A 20,778-nucleotide genomic window follows, 5' to 3' on the forward strand; every position below is an offset into this window, starting at 1 on the left:
ATGGGTCGTCTCAAGACAATCGCTCGCCGGACGTTCCTGATCGGCTCTGCCGCGATCGTGGGTGGTGCCGCCTTTGGCATCTACCAGATCAACAAGGACGCGCCGAACCCGCTGGTGGCTGGCGACGGCGAGGCGACGCTGAACCCTTTCGTGCTGATCACCCGCGACGGTGTGACTCTGATCGCGCCCCGCGCGGAAATGGGCCAGGGGGTGCAGACCACGCTGGCGGCTTTGGCCGCCGAGGAACTCGACGTGGCATGGGAAGACATCACCGTGCTGCACGGCCCACCGGCACAGGCGTATTACAACTCGGTCTTTCTGGGCATGGCGATCCCGGGCGCGCATTACAAGGACACGCCGTTCAAGCACGCGATGCGCGAACAGGTGGGCAAGGTGGGCAAATTGCTGGACCTGCAGGCGACCGGCGGATCAACCTCGATGAAGGATTTCTACGAGCGGATGCGCCATGCGGGCGCGTCGGCGCGCGAGGCGCTGAAACTGGCAGCCGCGGAACGGCTTGGTGTGCCTGCCAGCGACCTGCGGACCGAAAACAGCACCGTGATTGCCCCCGATGGCACGACCATCGCCTATAGTGATCTGGCCGAGGCATTGGCGGGCATCACGCCCCCTGACGTGGCATTGCGTGATCCTGCGACATGGAAATATCTTGGCAAATCCATGCCCCGCCTTGACATGGTTGGAAAAGTTACCGGAACGGCTAAGTTTGCCACCGACACCCGTTTGGACGGCATGAAATTCGCCACCGTCCGTATGAGCCCGACGCGTGCGGGCATGGACAGCTATGACGACAGCGCCGCCCGCGACATGGACGGGGTCGAGGCGATTGTTGATCTGGGCGACGGGATCGCGGTGATTGCCAGCAATACATGGCTTGCGATGCAGGCGGCCGATGCGGTTGATATCACATGGACGCCTGCGAATTATCCTGCCGATACCGAGGGGCTGCGTGCTGCAATTGCGGCGTCTCTCGATGAAGATGCCGACAGCATGGTGCGCGATGATGGCGACGTGACAAGCGCCGTGGAAGGCACTGAAATTGCGGCAGAATACTATGTGCCCTGGCTTGCCCATGCCACCATGGAGCCGATGAGTGCGACGGCCCTTTACACCGGTGACAAGCTTGAGGTCTGGTCGGGCAATCAGGCACCCACGATGATCCGCGATGCCTGTGCAAAGGCTGTGGGTCTGACACCGGAACAGGTGACGCTGCACACAACCTATCTGGGTGGCGGTTTCGGGCGCCGTGGCGAGATGGACTTCTCGGTGCTTGCCGCGCGCATCGCCGCCGCCATGCCTGACACGCCGATCCGTATGATCTGGAGCCGTGAGGAAGACATGCGGCGCGATTTTTACCGACCCGCGGCCATCGCGCAGTTCCGCGGTGTGGTGCAGGATGGCAAGGCGGTGCTGGTGGACGGCAAGGTCGCCGCACCTTCGGTGTTTCACAGCTCTTCGCTGCGCCAGACCGGTGCGGTGCCCCCCGGCCCTGACCGGTTGCATGTGGAAGGGGCCGCCGACCAACCCTATGCAATCCCCCATTTCCGCATCGCCGGTCACCTGACGAATATCGACGTGCCGATCGGGTTCTGGCGCTCGGTAGGGGCCTCGATCAACGGCTTTATGCTGGATACTTTCATTGACGAGATGGCCCATGCCGCTGGCACCGACCCGCTGCAATTCCGGCTGGATCTGGCGCGCGCCGAACACGCCCCGTCTGCCGGCGTGATCGAAGCAGTGGGCGAGATGGCGGGCTGGACCGGCCAAACGCCCGCCAATATCGGGCGCGGTGTGGCCTTCAGCTTTTCGTTCGGCACGCCCGTTGCGCAGGTCGTTGAGGTCGAGGACACAGGGCGCGGCATCAGTATCAACAAATGCTGGATCGCGGCCGATCTGGGCACGGTGCTGGACCCAAGTATCGTCGAGGCGCAGATGACTTCCGGGGCGATCTACGGTTTCTCTGCGGCGATGCAGGAAGAGATCACCTTTGCGGATGGCATGGTCGAGCAAGGCAACTTCTATGACTATGACGCGATGCGGATGCACACGGTGCCGGAATTCGAAGTGCGCCTGCTGGAAACCAACCCCTTCATGGGCGGGGCAGGTGAACCCGGCACGCCGCCATCCATGCCTGCTTTGGGGAACGCTTTGTTCGATCTGACAGGCACGCGTGCGCGGGAATTGCCGCTGATCAAGACCTTTGACTTGATTTTATGAGGCGCGGGCGGGGCTTACCCGCCTGCCAGCCACCCATCGAGCGTCTTTTTCAGGGCCGCCCAGTCGGTGTATTCCTTGTCCTGCCCCGGCTTCACCTCTTGGTCTTTTGTTGCTGCGATCCAACGCATTGCCCATGATTTGAAGAAATCATATTCCGAGAAACGGAACGCCCCTGCGACATGCATCACGGTCGGGGGTGTCCAGCCTGTCTTTTCCGCAAAGCGTGCCACGCAGTCCGACAAGCCTTGCCAGTCATCGGGGTCATCACCGGCAGCGGCCAATGAGACTGACATAAAAGCAGATCGCACGTGGGCCAGATCACGCGCTTTATTCTTGGCCAAGGCCACCAGCGGTTTTTGATATTTGCCCGCATGAACCGACCCTGCGAGCAAGACCGCATCGAAACGGGCCAACTCCGCGTCTTTGGCGTCTTCAGCGCCTACAAGTTCAACAGTATGCCCCTGCCCGTTCAGATAATCAGCGGCATAACGTGCGATCTTGCGGGTCTGCCCCTCGGTCGAGGCATAGGCGATCAGAATATTCATTGTGATGCTCCTTGCTGCTGGTGGGACCATAGCAAAGTGCGCGTGACGCCTGATTGATCGAAATCAGTTAGCCTGCTTTGCGCAGCCCACCGGATGCCCATGCGCGGCATGCATCGCCAAAGGCCTCAAACAGTGGCCGCGACACCGGATCATCTGCGGCGTTCCATTCTGGGTGCCACTGGACGGACATGGTGAACCCTGGCGCATCTTTGACATAAATCGCCTCGGGCGTGCCATCGGGCGCGTGTCCGTCGATCACAATGCGTGGCCCCGGTTCTTTGATACCCTGCCCGTGCAATGTGTTGGTCATGACTTTGTGACGGCCGAACAGCCGGTGAAACGGCCCGCCTTCGGTCAGCGTAACCTCATGGCGCAGTTCGAACTTTTCTTCCAATGTCCCATCAGGGGGCATCCGGTGGTTATCGCGCCCCGGCAGATCGCGGATTTCAGGGTACAGCGAGCCACCCATCGCGACATTCATTTCCTGAAAACCAAGGCAGACGCCCATGACCGGTTGGCCACGTGCCACACAAGCGCGGATCAGCGGCAGGGTCAGACGGTCACGGTTCCGCTCGAATGTGCCATGTGCCTCGGTTTCTTCTTCGCCGTATTCTTCGGGGTGCACATTCGGGCGCCCACCTGGAAAGAAAAAGCCGTCACAGGATGTCATCAGCTCTTCGATATGCACCAGATCAGGTTCGACCGGAATGATGACTGGCACGACGCCGGACACACGCGACAAAGCCTGCACGTTCATCGCACCCGCACCCTGTACCAGATACTGGTCATTGATCAGATGTGAATTCGAGATAATGCCGACAACAGGACGCGCCATTTGGTACCCTTTCAGTTCTCCGCGAAATTAGCGTCTCTGTGGCGGTTTTGAAAGATGGTCCGCAGTGCTGAAACGCCCACTATGGCGCATATGCCGCTTTTTTCGGCAGCATATGCGAAATTTTCGGGGCTTTGACGAAAATCAGGCTTCGCCGATCAGGCCTGCGGCCTCGATCCCTGCCATTGCGGCAATCACATCATTGTCCGAGGTATCGCCGGTGACACCTACAGCGCCGATGACGGCACCGCGTTTGTCACGGACCAGAACGCCACCTGGCACAGGCACGACCTGCCCGCCGTAAACACCATTCACAGCGGCCATGAAATAGGCCTGCTGCTCGGCGCGTGCCATCTGCGCGGTGCCTGCCATGCCAAGCATGACCGAACCATAGGCCTTGCCATGGGCGATCCCGAAACGCCCGGGCGCCGCACCATCCGCGCGTTCGAATGCTTTCACATGCCCGCCCGCATCAAGGATCACAACGGAAAGCGGTTTGAACCCCATTTCGTCACCTTTAGCGAGCGCCTTGCGGATGATCGTACGGGCTTTGTTTGCCGAGATTTCAGCCATTTCTTTTCCTTCCTCGTAGGGTGGGTGAAACCCACGCGTCCTCAATGATTGCGCTGCGCCTTGAGCTCCAACCGGCGCTGGTGCAGCACAGGTTCGGTATAGCCTGACGGCTGGATGCGACCTTTGAACACCAGATCACAGGCGGCCTGAAATGCAATCCCGTTATATTCGGGGGCCATCGGACGATAGGCCGGATCGCCTGCGTTCTGCTCATCGACCACAGCCGCCATCTTGCGCATCGCCTCCATGACCTGTTCCTCGCTCACAACATCATGGTGCAGCCAGTTGGCCAGCGCTTGGCTGGAAATCCGGCAGGTGGCGCGGTCTTCCATCAGGCCGACGTTGTTGATGTCCGGCACTTTGGAACAGCCCACGCCCTGATCAATCCAGCGCACGACATAGCCCAGAATACCTTGGGCGTTGTTTTCAACTTCCTTGATCTTCTGCGCATTGGTCCAGCGCTGGTACTGTGCCAGCGGAATATCCAGAATAGAGGACACATAGGCGCGGCGTCCGCCTTTGCGCAGTTTGTTCTGCACCGCCATCACGTCAACCTTGTGATAATGCAGCGCATGCAATGTCGCCGCTGTCGGGCTGGGCACCCACGCGCAGTTCGCACCGGATTGCGGATGCGCAATTTTTTGTTCCAGCATCGCGGCCATCATATCGGGCATGGCCCACATGCCTTTGCCGATCTGCGCTTTACCCGAAAAACCACATTCCAGACCGATATCGACGTTCTGGTCCTCATAGGCGCCAATCCACTGTTTGCGCTTGATAAAGTCCTTACGGCTGAACGGCCCCGCCTCCATTGAGGTGTGGATTTCGTCGCCGGTACGATCAAGGAAACCGGTGTTGATAAAGGCCACCCGTGATTTCGCCGCACGGATACATTCTTTCAGGTTGACCGTCGTGCGACGTTCCTCATCCATGATGCCGATCTTGACGGTGTCGCGCGGCAGGCCCAGCGCGTCTTCGACCATTTCAAAGATGTCATTTGTCAGGGCAACTTCGTCGGGGCCATGCATTTTGGGTTTCACGACATAGACCGAGCCAAGGGCCGAGTTGCCGCCATCGCGCTTGAGGTCATGCATCGCGATCATAACGGTGATCATCGCGTCCATCAGCCCCTCGAACACCTCATCACCGTTGGCATCAAGGATTGCCGGGTTCGTCATCAGGTGACCCACGTTGCGGATCCACAAGAGCGCGCGGCCTTTCAGGGTCAGTTCGCCCCCGCCCGCGGCAGTATAGGTGATGTCATCAGCCAGACGGCGGGTCATCGTCTTGCCGCCCTTTTCGAATTCGGACGTCAGGTTGCCCTGCATCAGACCCAGCCAGTTGCTATAGGCTTCGACCTTATCTTCGGCATCCACACAAGCGACACTGTCTTCGCAATCCATGATCGCAGAAACCGCGCTTTCCAGACGGACATCCGCGAGCAGCGCCTGATCACGGCTACCAATGGGATGCGCGCGGTCAAAGACCAGTTCCACGTGAAGGCCGTTGTTGCGTAGCACAATCGCATCCGGTGCTTTGGGATTGCCACGGTAACCTACGAATTTCTCGGGTTCGCGCAGGGGCTGGTCATCCACCAGCAAGGCGCCGTCATGGACATAGTAGCGCGACACATCAGCGTGGCTGGTCCCGACAATCGGAAATGCCTCATCAAGGAAAACACGGGCACGGGCAACAACGCGGGCACCGTGGCCGCGGTCATAGGGGCCTTTCGGGGGCTGCACGCCCATCGCATCGGTGCCGTAGAACGCATCATAAAGGCTACCCCAGCGGGCATTGGCCGCATTCAGCGCAAAGCGGGCATTGGTGATCGGCACAACAAGCTGGGGGCCGGGAACCGTCGCAATTTCTGGATCGACGTTTTCGGTTTCAATCGTGAAGTCATCCCCTTCTGGGACCAGATACCCGATCTCGCGCAGGAACGCCTCATATTCGGTCCGGTCCAGCTGAACGCCACGACGGGCCACATGCCACGCATCGATGGTTTCTTGCAGTTCCTCACGCTTGGCCAATGCCGCCCGGTTGCGCGGGGTCATTTTCTCGACCAAGCTGGCAAAGCCTGTCCAGAATTGGTCACTTGAGATGCCCGTTCCTTCAAGCGCGCGTGCGTCGATAAAATCGGCAAGCTCTGCGGCCACCTTAAGCCCGTGCTTTTCAATGCGGTCTGTCATAACAAGTTCCCCTTAGCGGTCTGCATACGGCGGCACACACATGCCTTCGCGCAACGAGTTAGTGCGAAAGTTTCCGATAGGCAACAAACAGCGGCAAGATTTCTGCGCGCAAATCAGCGGGGCGCGGCCGTGCGGCCCGATTTGCAGCGATCCGAGCAATAGCGGACCTCGTCCCACACCTTGGCCCATTTCTTGCGCCATGCAAAAGGCCTACCACAGGTGGCACAGGTTTTTTGGGGTAGGTCAGCTTTGCGGCGCATTTTTGGCATGACATAAAGATATAGCGACACTGGGGATTATCAAAAATTTTGTTGCACCCGATTGACGGTGGAACATCCGCACTTGGCGTCCTAGCTTTGGACAAACCAGTAAGGATACCACCATGAAAAACCCGGCCCCACAGACGATCTATCTGTCCGACTACACCCCGCCGGCCTATCTGGTCGACAGTGTCCATTTGACGTTCAAACTTGGGGCGACCGACACCCGAGTCATCTCACGCATCGCATTCCGGCCAAACCCGGATGCCACCAGCAAGGAATTTTTTCTGCACGGGCAGGACTTGCGCTTTATCGGCGCCAGGATTGACGGCGCACCGATTACCCCCGATCTCAGCGCCGAGGGCCTGCGCTATAATGCGCCCGATGCCCCCTTTGTCTTTGAAGCCGAGGTCGAGATCAGCCCCAGCACCAACACATCGCTTGAAGGGCTCTATATGTCCAATGGCATGTATTGCACCCAATGCGAGGCCGAGGGTTTTCGCAAGATTACCTACTACCCCGACCGCCCCGATGTGATGGCCGTCTTTACCGTGCGGATTGAGGGCGATCTGCCGGTACTGCTGTCAAACGGAAACCCTGTTGCACAGGGTGAGGGTTGGGCCGAATGGCACGATCCCTGGCCCAAGCCTGCGTATCTTTTTGCGCTTGTCGCCGGTGATCTGGTCGCACTGTCCGACAGTTTCACGACGCGGTCTGGCCGCAAGGTTGACCTGAATATCTGGGTCCGCCCCGGGGGTGATGAGGCCAAGCGCGCCTTTGGCATGGAAGCGCTGAAAAAATCCATGGCTTGGGATGAAGAGGTCTATGGCCGCGAATACGATCTTGATCTGTTCAATATCGTCGCGGTCGATGATTTCAACATGGGCGCGATGGAGAACAAGGGTCTGAACATCTTCAACGCTTCTGCCGTGCTTGCCTCGCCCGAAACCGCCACAGATGCAGATTTCGAGCGGATCGAGGCAATCATTGCCCATGAGTATTTCCACAATTGGACCGGCAACCGGATCACCTGTCGTGACTGGTTCCAGCTTTGCCTGAAAGAGGGTCTGACGGTGTTCCGCGACCAGCAGTTCACCGGCGATATGCGCAGTCACGCGGTCAAACGGATTGACGATGCCATGGTCCTGCGCGCGCATCAGTTCCGCGAAGACAACGGCCCCCTGGCGCATCCGGTCCGTCCCGACAGTTTTGTCGAGATCAACAATTTTTACACCGCCACCGTTTACGAGAAGGGCGCGGAAGTCATCGGCATGCTGAAGCTTCTGGTGGGCGATGCGGACTATGCCAAAGCGCTTGATCTTTATTTCGACCGCCATGATGGCGACGCCGCCACCATCGAAGACTGGCTGCGCGTGTTCGAAGACGTCACCGGACGCGACCTGCGCCAGTTCGCCCGGTGGTACAGTCAGGCCGGTACACCGCGCCTGACCGTGAATGAAAGCTACGCGGATGGCACGTATCAGCTGCATCTGCGTCAGGAAACGCCGCCAACGCCCGGTCAAGATACGAAAAAACCGCTCGTGCTGCCGATCGCTGTGGGGCTGCTCAATGAAAACGGTGCCGAGGTGGTGCCGACCACTGTTCTGGAAATGACGCAAGCGGAACAGACCTTCAGCTTCGCGGGACTGTCCGGCAAACCAACGGCGTCCATTCTGCGGAATTTCTCGGCCCCTGTGATTGTTAAACATGACAAGACAAACGCCGAACGCGCCTTCCTGCTGGCCCACGACACCGATCCGTTCAACCGCTGGGACGCGGGCCGCACATTGGCGCAAGACCTGCTCATGCGTATGGTCTGCGATAACGCCACACCTGACACGGGTTTCCTTAACGGCCTTGCGGCTGTGCTGCGCGATGACACACTGGATCCTGCGTTCCGCGCACTGGTCCTGCGCCTGCCCAGCGAAGAGGACACCGCACAGGCACTGTTTGACGCAGGCCACACCCCCGACCCCGCCGTGATCAATGATGTACATGAAACGCTGAAGCTGCACATCGCCCAACATCTGCAAGACACCCTGCCCCGCATTTACGCCGACATGACCGTAGAAGGCCCCTACACGCCTGATGCGGAACCCGCAGGCAAACGCGCTTTGGGTAATGCTGTGTTGGCGCTGCAAAGCAAGCTTGATGGCGGCAAGGCTGCGGCCCAGCAATTCGCCAGTGCCGACAACATGACCCAGCAACTGGGCGCGTTGCGGGCATTGCTGCAAATCGCGAAAGGCGAAAACGAACTGGCGGCCTTTGCGGCGCAGTGGGGTCACGACAGGCTTGTCATGGACAAATGGTTTGCGCTGCAGGTCAGCCTTGCCCCTGCGGACCAAGCGGCGGCCACGGCAGAAAGACTGACGGTGCATCCCGATTTTGATATCAAGAACCCCAACCGCTTTCGTGCGGTCTTTGGCGGATTGCGCGTGAATACAGCCGGGTTTCATCACCGCTCTGGCGCGGGGTATAATCTGCTGGCCGATTGGCTGATCAGGCTTGATCCTCTGAACCCGCAAACGACCGCACGGATGATCACGGCCTTTGATACATGGAAACGCTATGATATGGAGAGGCAGAGGAAAATCCGCGTGGCATTGGAACGCATTGCAGGAACGTCAGGACTGTCTGGCGATACAAACGAGATGGTGACACGACTGCTAGGCTGAATGTCGCCGAGGATCAGGCCCATTGACGCAAGTCATTGCCGTTACAAAGCCTTCGTCATTTTGTCGTAGTCACGTCACATCACGCAGCGCAAGGATAAGCAATGGAACACCGCATTGAACCGCTGATCGCTGAACGCGCACCTTGGCTGTATAGCGACAGGCCTGGCACAGGTATTGCCAAACGCTGCCTGCACCGGTTGCTGGGGTACGATAAAACCGTTGAAATCGCCACATCCCTGAAAGACGCGCCCGCCAACGAGATCATGGATCAAATGGCCGCGCGCCTCTCAACAATGGTGACGGCCAGCGGCCTTGGACATATTCCAACCCATGGACCTGCGCTTATCGTTGCCAACCACCCCACGGGGATCGCCGACGGGATCATCCTGCATGGCTTGATCGCGGCAAAGCGGCCTGATGCCTATTTCTTTGCCAATCGCGATATCCTGCGGGTTTTTCCGCAGATGGACACGATGATCGCGCCTGTTGAATGGCGCAAAGAACTACGCAGCCACGCCAAGACCCGTGCAACAATGGCTTATGTGCGCGATGCCACCGCCGCTGGCCGCCTTGGGATCATCTTTCCCTCGGGGCGTCTGGCAAAACGGCGCGGCCTGCGTCTGCATGAGCGTCCGTGGATGGCATCGGCTGCTATGCTGGCGCACAAATTTGATGTTCCCGTGATCCCCGTCAACATTCAGGCCCGCAATTCCGCGCTCTTTTATTTGTTTGACAAGATCCACCCGACGATGCGCGACATCACCCTTTTCCACGAGACCCTGAACAAAGCACGACAGCCCTTTCAGGTCACCGTGGGCGAGCCGATTTCTGCCGCAGCAATCCCGCGTAATTCAGAAGACGGGATTGCCATGTTGCGCAAGGCCACGCTCGCTTTGGGCGGCAAACACGCGCCTGCGGTGAACCTTGTATCAACATCGCGCGCTTGGGCACGCCGTACACAACTTGACTAGAGCCATGATGTTCTCTTGAAGCTGCCCCCGCCTTCTTTTACATGAACGTATCCCAAGTAAAAGGAAGCGCCTGATGCTCGACCTCACCTATGAAGCCCCGACCCCCAAAGTGATTGCTGGTGCCACCAGTGATTGGGAACTGGTGATCGGACTTGAGGTGCACGCGCAGGTTGCGACCAAAGCCAAGCTTTTCTCGGGCGCGTCAACGCAATTCGGCGCAGAACCCAACAGCAATGTGGCATTCGTTGATGCGGGCATGCCCGGGATGTTGCCGGTGATTAACGAAGGTTGCGTGGCGCAGGCGGTGAAGACAGGTCTGGGGCTGAACGCACAGATCAATCTGGTGTCGGCCTTTGACCGCAAGAACTATTTCTACCCAGACCTGCCGCAAGGCTATCAGATTTCCCAGCTTTACCACCCGATTGTGGGCGAAGGTGAGGTGCTGGTTGAGATGGGCAACGGTCAGGCGCGCCGCGTACGGATCGAGCGCATACATCTTGAACAGGATGCGGGCAAATCCATTCACGACATGGACCCGCATATGTCTTTTGTGGACCTCAACCGCACCGGTGTGGCGCTGATGGAGATCGTCAGCCGCCCCGACATTCGCGGCCCGGAAGAGGCCGCGGCCTATGTGCTGAAACTGCGTCAGATCCTGCGGTACTTGGGCACCTGCGACGGCAACATGCAGAACGGCAACCTGCGCGCCGATGTGAACGTGTCGGTCTGCCGCCCCGGTGACTACGAGAAATATCAGGCGACGCAGGATTTCAGCCACCTTGGCACCCGCTGCGAGATCAAGAACATGAACTCGATGCGCTTTATCCAGATGGCGATTGATTATGAGGCCCGCCGCCAGATTGCATTGATCGAGGACGGCAAAGAGGTGGTGCAGGAAACCCGCCTTTATGATCCGGACAAGAACGAGACACGGTCCATGCGGTCCAAGGAAGAGGCGCATGATTACCGCTACTTCCCCGATCCCGATTTGTTGCCTTTGGAGATCGAGCAGGCATGGGTGGATGACATCAAGGCAGCCTTGCCGGAACTGCCTGACCAGAAAAAGGCAAGGTTTATCAATGATTTTGGCCTGTCTGACTATGACGCCTCGGTGCTGACCGCCGAAGTGGTAAACGCGGAATATTTCGAGAAAGTCGCCGAAGGGCGCGACGGCAAACTGGCCGCGAACTGGGTCATCAATGAACTGTTCGGTCGTCTCAAGAAAGAGGACCACGGGATCGAGGAAAGCCCCGTCTCGGCGGCGCAGCTGGGTGAACTGATCGGGCTGATCAAGTCAGGCGACATCAGCGGCAAGATTGCCAAGGATGTGTTCGAGATTTGCTACACAACGGGTCGTAACCCTGCCGAAATTGTCGAAACCGAAGGCATGAAGCAGGTGACTGATACGGGTGCGATCGAGGCTGCGGTGGATGAAATTATCGCCGCCAACCCCGCACAGGTGGAAAAGGCGCAGGCGAACCCGAAACTGGTGGGCTGGTTTGTCGGCCAGGTCATGAAAGCAACCGGCGGCAAGGCAAACCCTGCGGCTGTAAACGAAATCGTATCGGCGAAACTGGGGATTTAATGCCCCGGAACGCGGAATGCGTTGGCAGCCACCGCCAGTTTTGGTACATCCGTCAGGATAAATTAAGGGTATTGCCATGACCTATGAGTACAAAGTCGTTCCCGCCCCCCTGCGCGGACTGAAAGCCAAAGGCGTGAAAACCGCAGAAGACCGGTTTGCGCTGGCGCTGGAAACCGCAATGAACGACCTTGCCCGCGACGGTTGGGAATATTTGCGTGCGGATACGCTGCCAAGCGAACAGCGCGAAGGTCTGATGAGCAAAACCACCGTCTATCAGAACATGCTGGTCTTTCGCCGTGCGAAAGCGGTCGCCAGACCTTCCGCCCCTGCTCCAGCGGTGAGTGCGCCGCCCCCTGCACCAGCGGTAGCAAAGAAAATCGTCGCAAAGCCGGAGGCAGAAAAGCCTGCGCCCCCCGCGCCCGACGTTGCGGCCCAGTAGTTACTGAATATCGATTGCGAGGGCGTGAATCCGCCCGATAATATCCTGACCCAGTGCGCTGTGGATCGCGCGGTGGCGTGCGATACGCGACATATCGTCCAGACTGGCGGCTTTGATTACGATACGCCAATGGCTTTCGCCTGATCCGTCGTCGCCGGAATGTCCGCTGTGCAAGGCACTTTCGTTGATCACGTCTAGATGCTCGGGCGCAAGTTCGCCAAGTGCTGCGCGAATTTCTGTTTCAAGTGCCATTATTTTTCCTCTGCCCTCTTCAATCTTCTGCTGCAGAGTTTAATGTTACTTCTCCGAGTTGAAAAGGTAAGAGACAGAATGAAGAAAGATGATCCCTTTGGTTTCGACATGTCCGTGTCGAGTTCGAAGAAGAAGAACCCGCGCGGGCGGCGTGGCATGTCCGGTGCGTCCGAGACATCGACGCGGGTTTGTGATCATGAGGGCTGTGAAGAGGCAGGCAAGTATCGTGCGCCGAAATCGCCTGATGTTCTGGATGATTACTTCTGGTTCTGTCAGCAGCACGTCCGCGAATACAATCTGAAGTGGAATTTCTTCGATACCACATCAGAGGCGGAATTGGCGGCACAGATGGACAGCGACCGTGTGTGGGACCGCCCGACCAAGCCATTTAAACGCACAGTAGAAGAGGCCGCATGGGCGCGTTTGGGTGTGGATGACCCGCATCAGGTGCTGGGTGAGAACGCAACACGCAATCCGGGCCGTGGTGCTGCTGTTGGGCGCAAACTGCCTCCGACAGAGCGGCGCGCGGTTGAGATCCTCGATGCAAAGGACAACATGTCCAAGCAGGAAATACGCAAAGCCTATAAGGCTTTGATTAAGGTTCTGCACCCTGACATGAACGGCGGCGACCGCAGCCAGGAAGAACAACTGTCAGAGGTTGTCTGGGCCTGGGATCAGATCAAGGTCAGCCGCAACTTTCGCGACAAAGACTAAAGGCGCCCGCAGGCGCCTTTCATCGTCATTATAGAATTGTTCATCAGGTCAATTGCGACGGTACAGGTTCGCGCGTGACAATGAACTCAATTCTTCGGTGGCAAGCCGACCGGTTGGCCGTGTGTAACCGTAGTCCTGATCGTCCTGCACGGACGCCATGAGATAGTGCGCACCGAGCGTGCCCGCAAACCAGATGGCAGCGATCCATGGCTTGGCAAGAAACGCCGAAACCATCAGAACCGGGGCGTAAATTGTGCCGCCGGCGGGTACAATCAGCGTTCCGGCCACGATGGAAGCAATCACTGCAATTGCGAGGCTGCCGACAATGGCTCTGGCAAAGCCCAGAGCGCCCAAAGCCCCCATCCAGCCACGCGCAAGGTAAAGCGCAATCGCACCGCTCAGCGCGCCAGCAAAGATCACCCAATAGGTGGCATTCGATGCTGTGAATTGAAGCGTGTAAGGTTCATCAAGCCCGATCATGATCAAAACGGTCACAAGCGACGTTAGTGCGACAATTGCCGCGCAGCCAAAGGCGTAAGGCCGCCGGTCTCTTGTTAGATAGAATTTTTCTGCGAAACGCGTAAACATCGCGTTGGCTCCCATTACTCTTTAATATACCGACTCTTTACACAGGAACTTAGGGTTGGATCTGTGTAATTTGTCACAACCTTAGCATCATCTATAGGCATGAAATTGCCACAAAATGTCACAATTTTCAAGAAAGAAGCAAAGATTGAAACGTATTTATGAACAATGCGCTCTCTTGGGGTTCTTTGTGCTTCAATTAGAAATGGCTGACTTGACCGGAACGCTTCTTTGTAAATGCTTCGTTAACTCTCCTACGCAAAACACGCTTGCGAGACGATCCACGGCTCGAATCAAGCATTCAGCATCGGGCAATCACGGCAGTTGTCAGCCCTTCTCCGTCCAGTCTTGGGCGTCCCACCAGACCAATGCGCCCTTTCCCTTGCAGAGGCGCGCGTTATGTTGCATCTCGGTCGTCAGAAGGTTTGACGAAATACAAAGGCTCCAAAAATGGCGGATGGTATGACTGACATGCAAGCAAAACCCACCGAAGAAATCTCGGTCCGCGAAGTTTTTGGCATCGACAGCGATATGCATATCAAGGGGTTCGCCGAGCGGACCGATCGCGTGCCTGAAATCGACAGCACCTACAAGTTTGATCCCGATACGACTTTGGCGATCCTTGCAGGTTTTGGCTATAACCGCCGCGTAATGATCCAAGGCTATCACGGCACCGGCAAATCGACCCACATCGAACAGGTCGCAGCACGCCTGAACTGGCCGTGCGTGCGCGTAAACCTCGATAGCCATATCAGCCGGATCGACCTGATTGGTAAGGACGCTATCAAACTTCGCGACGGCGTACAGGTCACGGAATTCCACGAAGGCATCCTGCCATGGGCGCTGCGCAACCCTGTTGCAATCGTGTTTGATGAATATGACGCGGGCCGTGCCGACGTGATGTTCGTGATCCAGCGCGTTTTGGAAACCGACGGCAAGCTGACGCTGATGGATCAGAACGAGATCATCACGCCCAACCCCTATTTCCGCCTTTTTGCCACGGCGAACACCGTTGGTCTGGGGGACACGACCGGCCTTTACCACGGCACCCAGCAAATCAACCAGGCACAGATGGACCGCTGGTCCCTTGTTGCAACGCTGAACTATCTTAGCCACGACGCCGAGGCCGCGATCATCCTGTCCAAGTCGCCGCACTTCAATACAGAGAAGGGCCGCAAGACGATCAGCCAGATGGTGACTGTCGCAGACCTGACACGGACCGCCTTTATGAACGGCGATTTGTCGACCGTCATGTCACCACGGACCGTTCTGGCCTGGGCCGAGAACACGCGCATCTTCCAGAATGTGGGCTACGCCTTCCGCCTGTCGTTCCTCAACAAATGTGACGAGCTCGAGCGCCAGACCGTTGCCGAGTTCTATCAGCGCTGCTTCGACGAAGAACTGCCAGAAAGTGCTGCGAGCCTGAGCCTCGGGTAAAGGACAAGGCACGCTCCGCCGTACGCAGCGGATAATTAGTTTTCAAAATGCCTGATTGATAGGCAGTAAATTTACCGTCATGCTTGATGTATGAGCGGTATGAAAACTATTGCACATAGTCTGGCCCTGACGGCAGCGCTCCTCAGCGCGCCGTTTGCTATTGCACAACCCATTGATCCTGATGAACAATTAAGAACCTTTGCCACCTGCGCCGGCCGTCTGTCAGCCGTGATGGAACATCAGTGGATGTTTGATGGCCCCGCCTCGGAACACACCGAAGACCTCCGCGACGCTGTGCTTGAACTGGTCGAGGCGGTCATGCCCGCAGAGCGCGGGGGCGAAGTGTTGCAATGGCGCATCTCTGCGAAGGTGGCCCAAGCCGCGCTTTTGAGCCGCGCAAGCTTTAACAACGACACCCGCGATGCCGCATGGGCACGCACTCAAGCAGGCCGCCTTGAACAGGAATGTACGGGGCTTTTGCTCAGCTAGATTGCCGGGGCAGGCCGAAAACAAACGCTTGTCTTAACGAAGTGTCTTTTCTACGCATGATATCGGGGCAACACGAAACAGACCGGAGCCAATCATGAAGATGAGAATCGGGGCAGAACTGCCAGCAGATTATGTACCAAGCCATGAAGACCTTGCTGAGTCGACAACAGCCTTGATGGCGCAGGTGTTGCTGCCCCTCTTCGCCGAAAACATGCCCGAGGACATCGCCAAAGCGAACGTCGAAGGGATTTTGACCGAATTGGCCTATCTTTTCGATGAAGGCGAAATCGAGATCGGTGGAAAAACCTACCGCCCGCGCCTGGCCTTCGTCGACGACACAGGCGCAATCTTGCCCGGTGTTGCCGAACTGGTCACGCTGCACGAGCTGGCCGAAGACCCTTTTGAAATCGCGCCTGAGGCGAAAATCACATTCGCAATCGATCCGGTCGAGTAGTTCCGCCAAAGTTGTGGCGCAGGGCAGATCATGACCCGCCCTGCACCAAATATTTAGCCGCGTGCGGCCTTCGTGGCATTGGCCCACCAGACGACATCATCCAGCGTTGCGGTCACTGAGGCCGACAGGTGATCCGCGATTGTGTCGATCTCGGCATTTGCGCCCATCGGGTGCACGGCAAAGAAATCGCTCCCACCGATGTGGACGGCGTTACGCGTTGGCACCATCTGCAATTCGACGGCGATGGTGCGCAGGTGTTCGACAGCGCGGGCCGCACCCAAGGCACCATAACCAATTGCCGCCATCGGCTTGCGGTTCCACTCCTTGTAGGCCTGATCCAGCGCATTCTTCAAAGCGCCGGTGATCGAGCGGTTATATTCGGCGACGACAAAGATATAGCCGTCGAATTCGCCGATCTTGTCCTGCCATTTGACGGCGCGCTCATCGCTTGATGGCATCCACAGGTTGCTTGCGGCCTCATCAAACAGCGGCAGGTCATAGTCGCGCAGGTCAACAAGCTCGACCTCCATATCATCGCGCGCCTGTGCCTGTTTCAGCATCCAGGCGGCGGGTTTATCGGCGAAACGGGTCTGGCGCGTGGAACCGATAATGAGGGCAATTTTTGGTTTTACAGTCATGGTAATCTCCGGGCGTTGAATTGTTGTGTCATGGACTTAGGCAGTGCCCCCTGCCCCGCACAGGCACACCACAACACAGCACCTGTGCAAAAATAGGATAGATGTGCTGTCCCTCTTGCTCCTGCGCGCATCCGGTGCTTTATCGGTGCTATGCAAAAGCCATCTGACAATCCCGCTGACCCGTTCAAGAAAGCGCTCGCCGAAGCGACGAAAGTCATGGCGGACGATCCAGACTTGGCCGTCACCTATTCGGTTGATCCAGCAGGCCAGACAGCAGACACGATCCGTCTGCCGCAGGTCTCGCGCCGCATGACACGGGACGAGGTGCTTTTGGCGCGCGGCACAGCCGATGCCTATGCATTGCGGCACAAATTCCACGACCCCAAGGTTTCGGCACGCTACATGCCGCAGGGCCAGATGGCGCAAGACCTCTATGAGGCGATGGAGACAGCCCGCATCGAAGCCGTTGGTGCGCAGCATATGCCGGGTACCGCAGGCAACATTGACGCCAAGATCGGTAATGAGGCGATGCGCAAGGGCTATGACCAGATCACCCAAGCATCCGACGCGCCTTTGGCGGTTGCTGCGGGCTATCTGATCCGCCACCTTGCCACGGGACGTGACCTGCCCAAAGGTGCGCAGAACGTCATGGAGCTCTGGCGGGGCTTTATCGAGGATCACTGCGGCGACACCTTGGAAGACCTGAAAGACACCCTGAATGACCAGCAGGCATTTGCGAAATTCGCACGCCAGCTGATCAGCGATATGGGCTATGGCGATCAATTGGGTGACGATCCCGACAACCTTGATGATGATCAGGAAGATGAGGCCGAAGAAGGCAGCGACGATCAGGACGAACCCGATAGCACCGGCGAGGATGACAGCGAAGGCGAAGAGGCCGAAGGCACGCCCGAGCAGAGCCAGGAGGACAGTCAGGACGCGAGCCAGGCGCAGGTCAGCATGGATGATCAGGCCGACGCCGAAATGGGCGAAGAGGCCGAGATGCCCGAGGGCGAGGCCCCGCTGGAACCGCCTGCCCCGCAGCCTGTATCGGATGCCGATCCTGATTACCGCGTGTTCACCACCGAGTTTGACGAAGAAATCGCCGCCGAAGATCTGGCCGAACCGGTCGAGCTGGAACGCCTGCGCGCGTATCTTGACCAGCAGCTTGAGCCGCTGAAAGGTGCCGTGTCACGTTTGGCCAATAAACTGCAACGTCGCCTGCAGGCCCAGCAGAACCGGTCTTGGGAATTCGACCGCGAAGAGGGCATTCTTGACGCCGGCCGCCTTGCGCGTGTCGTGGCATCACCAACGACGCCATTGTCCTTCAAGGTGGAGAAAGACACCGATTTCCGTGATACTGTCGTGACCCTTTTGCTGGATAACTCAGGCTCTATGCGCGGGCGTCCTATCTCGATCGCGGCGATCTGCGCTGATGTAATGGCACGCACCTTGGAACGCTGTGACGTGAAGGTCGAGATCCTGGGCTTTACCACCAAAGCATGGAAAGGCGGACAGAGCCGTGAAAAATGGCTGGGCGACGGGCGCGTCGCCACCCCGGGCCGTCTGAACGACCTGCGCCATATCGTCTATAAATCCGCAGATGCACCTTGGCGCCGGACACGGCCCAACCTTGGGCTGATGATGAAAGAGGGCCTTCTGAAAGAGAATATCGACGGTGAGGCGCTGGAATGGGCCTACCGTCGTCTCGTTGGCCGCCAAGAGCAGCGAAAAATCCTGATGGTGATTTCCGATGGTGCGCCGGTTGACGATTCAACCCTGTCTGTGAACCCTGCCAATTATCTTGAAAAGCACCTGCGCGACGTCATCGCGATGGTCGAGAAACGCAAGGCGGTCGAGCTTGTTGCAGTGGGCATCGGGCATGATGTCACCCGCTATTACGAACGCGCGGTGACAATCACCGATGTCGAACAGCTTGCTGGCGCGATGACCGAGCAGCTCGCGAGCCTCTTTGACAGCGATCCGCGCAAACGCGCCCGTGTGTTGGGGATGCGCCGGGCCAGCTAGGGTGTGATTGGACCGCCGCAGGTATCCAGCACGTAAGCAAACATAAAGAAGAGTGGGATTTTTGAAATGTTTCAAAGCTTTGAAGCGTCATCTTCACCTGAACAAGGCCCACCACGGCTGGCATCTCTGCGCGCCTTGATGGCGCAACGCGGCGTTGATGTCTTTCTCGTCCCTCGTGCCGATGCCCATCAGGGCGAATATGTCGCCCCGCGTGATGCGCGTCTGGAATGGCTGACAGGCTTTTCCGGATCGGCAGGTTTTTGTGCTGTGCTCTCTGACGTGGCGGGTGTGTTTATTGACGGTCGTTACCGCGTGCAGGTCCGTGCGCAGGTCGCGGATGATTTCACCCCTGTCCATTGGCCCGAGACGCAACTGGCAGACTGGTTGCCCGCGCAAAGGCCGGAGGGTGGCAAACTGGCCTATGATCCATGGTTGCACACGGTCTCCGAGATTGCGGGGTTGCGGGAAAAACTTTCCGGTTTTGAACTGGTGGCAACCGACAATCTGGTCGATGCGATCTGGGCGGATCAACCTGCCGCCCCATCAGCCCCTTTCACAGCCCACGCGCTCGAACATGCGGGCGAGGCCCATGACGCAAAACGGGCGCGCCTTTCGGCTGCACTGAAAGAGACTGCGGCGGTGCTGACATTGCCCGACAGCATCGCCTGGCTCTTGAACATCCGCGGCACGGATATTGCACGCAATCCCGTGCCACAGGCCTTTGCGATCCTTCACCAGAGCGGCCGCGTTGATCTTTTTGCCGGTGCCGGCAAAACCGCCGAGATTGCAGAGCATCTGGGTCCGGATGTGACTGTGCATGACTCTGGTGATTTCATACCGGCACTGACCAACCTTCAGGGTAAGGTCCTGATCGACACGCGGACCTGCCCCGACATCGTGGCGTCCACCCTCAAGGAGGCGGGCTGTGACGTTGTACACGGCCAAGATCCTTGCATCATCCCCAAAGCGTGCAAGAACGCGACCGAGATTGCCGGTTCAAAGGCCGCCCACACGCGTGACGCGGTGGCGATGGTGCAGTTTCTTTCGTGGCTCGATGCCGAAGCGCCGAAAGGCGGTCTCACCGAGATTGATGTGGTCAAAGCGCTGGAAGGGTTTCGCACGCAGACAAATGCGCTACGCGACATCAGTTTCGAGACGATCTGCGGGTCCGGCCCGAACGGTGCGATTGTCCACTACCGCGTCAGCGAGAAGACGAACCGGCCTGTCCAGAACGGCGAGTTGTTGCTGGTCGACAGTGGTGGCCAGTATATCGACGGCACAACCGATATCACGCGCACAATCGCGATTGGCACACCGACGGAAGAACAACGCGCCTGCTATACCCGCGTGCTGCAAGGTATGATCGCGATCAGCCGTATCCGTTTTCCCCAAGGCGTGGGCGGGCAACATCTTGATGCGCTGGCGCGCGCACCGCTGTGGATGGCGGGCATGGATTATGACCACGGTACCGGCCACGGTGTTGGCAGTTATCTGAGCGTACATGAAGGCCCGCAGGGCATATCGCGGCGGTCCGAAGTGGCACTCAAGGCGGGTATGATCCTGTCCAATGAACCGGGTTATTACCGTGAAGGCGCGTTTGGGATTCGCATTGAAAACCTGATCGTTACGGTTGATGCCCCTGACCTGGCCGGTGCTGACGCGCGCGAGATGTTGTCTTTTGAAACGCTGACCTATGTTCCGTTCGACAGGCGTCTGATTGACGCCGACCTACTGACAAATGCAGAACGGGACTGGATTGATCGTTATCATAGCGATACATTTGCGCTTCTGGCGCCGCGACTGGATACACACACCCGGGATTGGCTGGCAAAAGCCTGCGCGCCACTCTGAGATAGCGTACTGCTAGGCATACTGAA

The 20,778-nt window shown here is 58.0% G+C and carries 19 protein-coding genes; 11 read left to right on the forward strand and 8 right to left on the reverse strand.

From position 1 onward, the window contains the following. Positions 1 to 2,235, forward strand: coding sequence for a molybdopterin cofactor-binding domain-containing protein (locus SJY29_RS09835; RefSeq protein WP_400082398.1), 2,235 nt, complete (start codon positions 1 to 3; stop codon positions 2,233 to 2,235). Between the two features lie 14 nt (positions 2,236 to 2,249). Here the strand turns inward: SJY29_RS09835 and SJY29_RS09840 are convergent, their stop codons facing one another. The 5 genes from SJY29_RS09840 to SJY29_RS09860 form a co-directional block, all read right to left on the reverse strand. After that, a complete protein-coding gene (locus tag SJY29_RS09840) occupies positions 2,250 to 2,780 on the reverse strand; it encodes a flavodoxin domain-containing protein (RefSeq protein WP_400082400.1) in 531 nt (176 codons plus the stop codon). Positions 2,781 to 2,847: 67 nt separating this feature from the next. Then, complete coding sequence (locus tag SJY29_RS09845; protein WP_400082402.1) at positions 2,848 to 3,615, reverse strand: gamma-glutamyl-gamma-aminobutyrate hydrolase family protein; 768 nt, start codon at positions 3,613 to 3,615, stop codon at positions 2,848 to 2,850. Between the two features lie 141 nt (positions 3,616 to 3,756). Next, complete coding sequence (locus SJY29_RS09850) at positions 3,757 to 4,185, reverse strand: heme-binding protein (RefSeq protein ID WP_055292099.1); 429 nt, start codon at positions 4,183 to 4,185, stop codon at positions 3,757 to 3,759. A 41-nt stretch (positions 4,186 to 4,226) separates the two neighbouring features. Then, positions 4,227 to 6,374 (reverse strand): malate synthase G, encoded by a 2,148-nt coding sequence (locus SJY29_RS09855; RefSeq protein WP_400082405.1) that lies wholly within the window; start codon positions 6,372 to 6,374, stop codon positions 4,227 to 4,229. A 113-nt stretch (positions 6,375 to 6,487) separates the two neighbouring features. After that, complete coding sequence (locus tag SJY29_RS09860) at positions 6,488 to 6,643, reverse strand: DUF2256 domain-containing protein (RefSeq protein WP_110279256.1); 156 nt, start codon at positions 6,641 to 6,643, stop codon at positions 6,488 to 6,490. A 113-nt stretch (positions 6,644 to 6,756) separates the two neighbouring features. Here SJY29_RS09860 and pepN point away from each other — a divergent pair, with 113 nt between their 5' ends. The 4 genes from pepN to SJY29_RS09880 all read left to right on the forward strand — a co-directional run bounded on the left by pepN (position 6,757) and on the right by SJY29_RS09880 (position 12,304). Continuing rightward, a complete protein-coding gene (gene pepN, locus SJY29_RS09865) occupies positions 6,757 to 9,309 on the forward strand; it encodes an aminopeptidase N (protein ID WP_400082408.1) in 2,553 nt (850 codons plus the stop codon). Positions 9,310 to 9,410: 101 nt separating this feature from the next. Beyond that, on the forward strand, positions 9,411 to 10,280 hold the full coding sequence (locus SJY29_RS09870; protein WP_400082411.1) for a 1-acyl-sn-glycerol-3-phosphate acyltransferase: 870 nt from the start codon (positions 9,411 to 9,413) through the stop codon (positions 10,278 to 10,280). A gap of 73 nt (positions 10,281 to 10,353) precedes the next feature. After that, on the forward strand, positions 10,354 to 11,865 hold the full coding sequence (gene gatB / locus SJY29_RS09875) for an Asp-tRNA(Asn)/Glu-tRNA(Gln) amidotransferase subunit GatB (RefSeq protein ID WP_110279259.1): 1,512 nt from the start codon (positions 10,354 to 10,356) through the stop codon (positions 11,863 to 11,865). Between the two features lie 76 nt (positions 11,866 to 11,941). Next, positions 11,942 to 12,304, forward strand: a complete 363-nt coding sequence (locus SJY29_RS09880) for a DUF4177 domain-containing protein (RefSeq protein WP_400082414.1) — start codon at positions 11,942 to 11,944, stop codon at positions 12,302 to 12,304. Here the strand turns inward: SJY29_RS09880 and SJY29_RS09885 are convergent, their stop codons facing one another. After that, on the reverse strand, positions 12,305 to 12,556 hold the full coding sequence (locus SJY29_RS09885) for a BolA family protein (protein WP_400082415.1): 252 nt from the start codon (positions 12,554 to 12,556) through the stop codon (positions 12,305 to 12,307). A 78-nt stretch (positions 12,557 to 12,634) separates the two neighbouring features. Between SJY29_RS09885 and SJY29_RS09890 the strand changes: the two genes are divergently transcribed. After that, positions 12,635 to 13,270 carry a J domain-containing protein gene (locus tag SJY29_RS09890; RefSeq protein ID WP_055687868.1) on the forward strand — a complete coding sequence of 212 codons (636 nt, stop codon included), beginning with the start codon at positions 12,635 to 12,637 and terminating at the stop codon, positions 13,268 to 13,270. A gap of 48 nt (positions 13,271 to 13,318) precedes the next feature. On the opposite strand, the gene SJY29_RS09895 is transcribed toward SJY29_RS09890, so the two are convergent. After that, positions 13,319 to 13,765: a hypothetical protein gene (locus SJY29_RS09895; RefSeq protein WP_400082418.1), complete on the reverse strand. Its 447-nt coding sequence runs from the start codon at positions 13,763 to 13,765 to the stop codon at positions 13,319 to 13,321. A gap of 540 nt (positions 13,766 to 14,305) precedes the next feature. Here SJY29_RS09895 and cobS point away from each other — a divergent pair. The 3 genes from cobS to SJY29_RS09910 all read left to right on the forward strand — a co-directional run bounded on the left by cobS (position 14,306) and on the right by SJY29_RS09910 (position 16,235). Continuing rightward, a complete protein-coding gene (gene cobS / locus SJY29_RS09900) occupies positions 14,306 to 15,292 on the forward strand; it encodes a cobaltochelatase subunit CobS (RefSeq protein ID WP_055687866.1) in 987 nt (328 codons plus the stop codon). A 99-nt stretch (positions 15,293 to 15,391) separates the two neighbouring features. After that, positions 15,392 to 15,781 (forward strand): hypothetical protein, encoded by a 390-nt coding sequence (locus tag SJY29_RS09905; protein WP_400082421.1) that lies wholly within the window; start codon positions 15,392 to 15,394, stop codon positions 15,779 to 15,781. Positions 15,782 to 15,875: 94 nt separating this feature from the next. Beyond that, positions 15,876 to 16,235 (forward strand): hypothetical protein, encoded by a 360-nt coding sequence (locus SJY29_RS09910; protein ID WP_400082427.1) that lies wholly within the window; start codon positions 15,876 to 15,878, stop codon positions 16,233 to 16,235. 53 nt (positions 16,236 to 16,288) lie between these two features. Here SJY29_RS09910 and SJY29_RS09915 read toward each other — a convergent pair whose 3' ends face one another. Beyond that, the gene (locus tag SJY29_RS09915; RefSeq protein ID WP_400082430.1) at positions 16,289 to 16,873 is read right to left on the reverse strand and encodes an NADPH-dependent FMN reductase; all 585 of its coding nucleotides are present in this window, start codon (positions 16,871 to 16,873) and stop codon (positions 16,289 to 16,291) included. Positions 16,874 to 17,023: 150 nt separating this feature from the next. Here SJY29_RS09915 and cobT point away from each other — a divergent pair, with 150 nt between their 5' ends. After that, complete coding sequence (cobT, locus tag SJY29_RS09920) at positions 17,024 to 18,901, forward strand: cobaltochelatase subunit CobT (RefSeq protein ID WP_110279266.1); 1,878 nt, start codon at positions 17,024 to 17,026, stop codon at positions 18,899 to 18,901. Between the two features lie 66 nt (positions 18,902 to 18,967). Further along, positions 18,968 to 20,752 (forward strand): aminopeptidase P family protein, encoded by a 1,785-nt coding sequence (locus tag SJY29_RS09925; RefSeq protein WP_400082433.1) that lies wholly within the window; start codon positions 18,968 to 18,970, stop codon positions 20,750 to 20,752. Positions 20,753 to 20,778 lie beyond the last annotated feature (26 nt).

Source organism: Yoonia sp. R78084 (genome assembly GCF_044595625.1).
Classification (GTDB): domain Bacteria; phylum Pseudomonadota; class Alphaproteobacteria; order Rhodobacterales; family Rhodobacteraceae; genus Yoonia.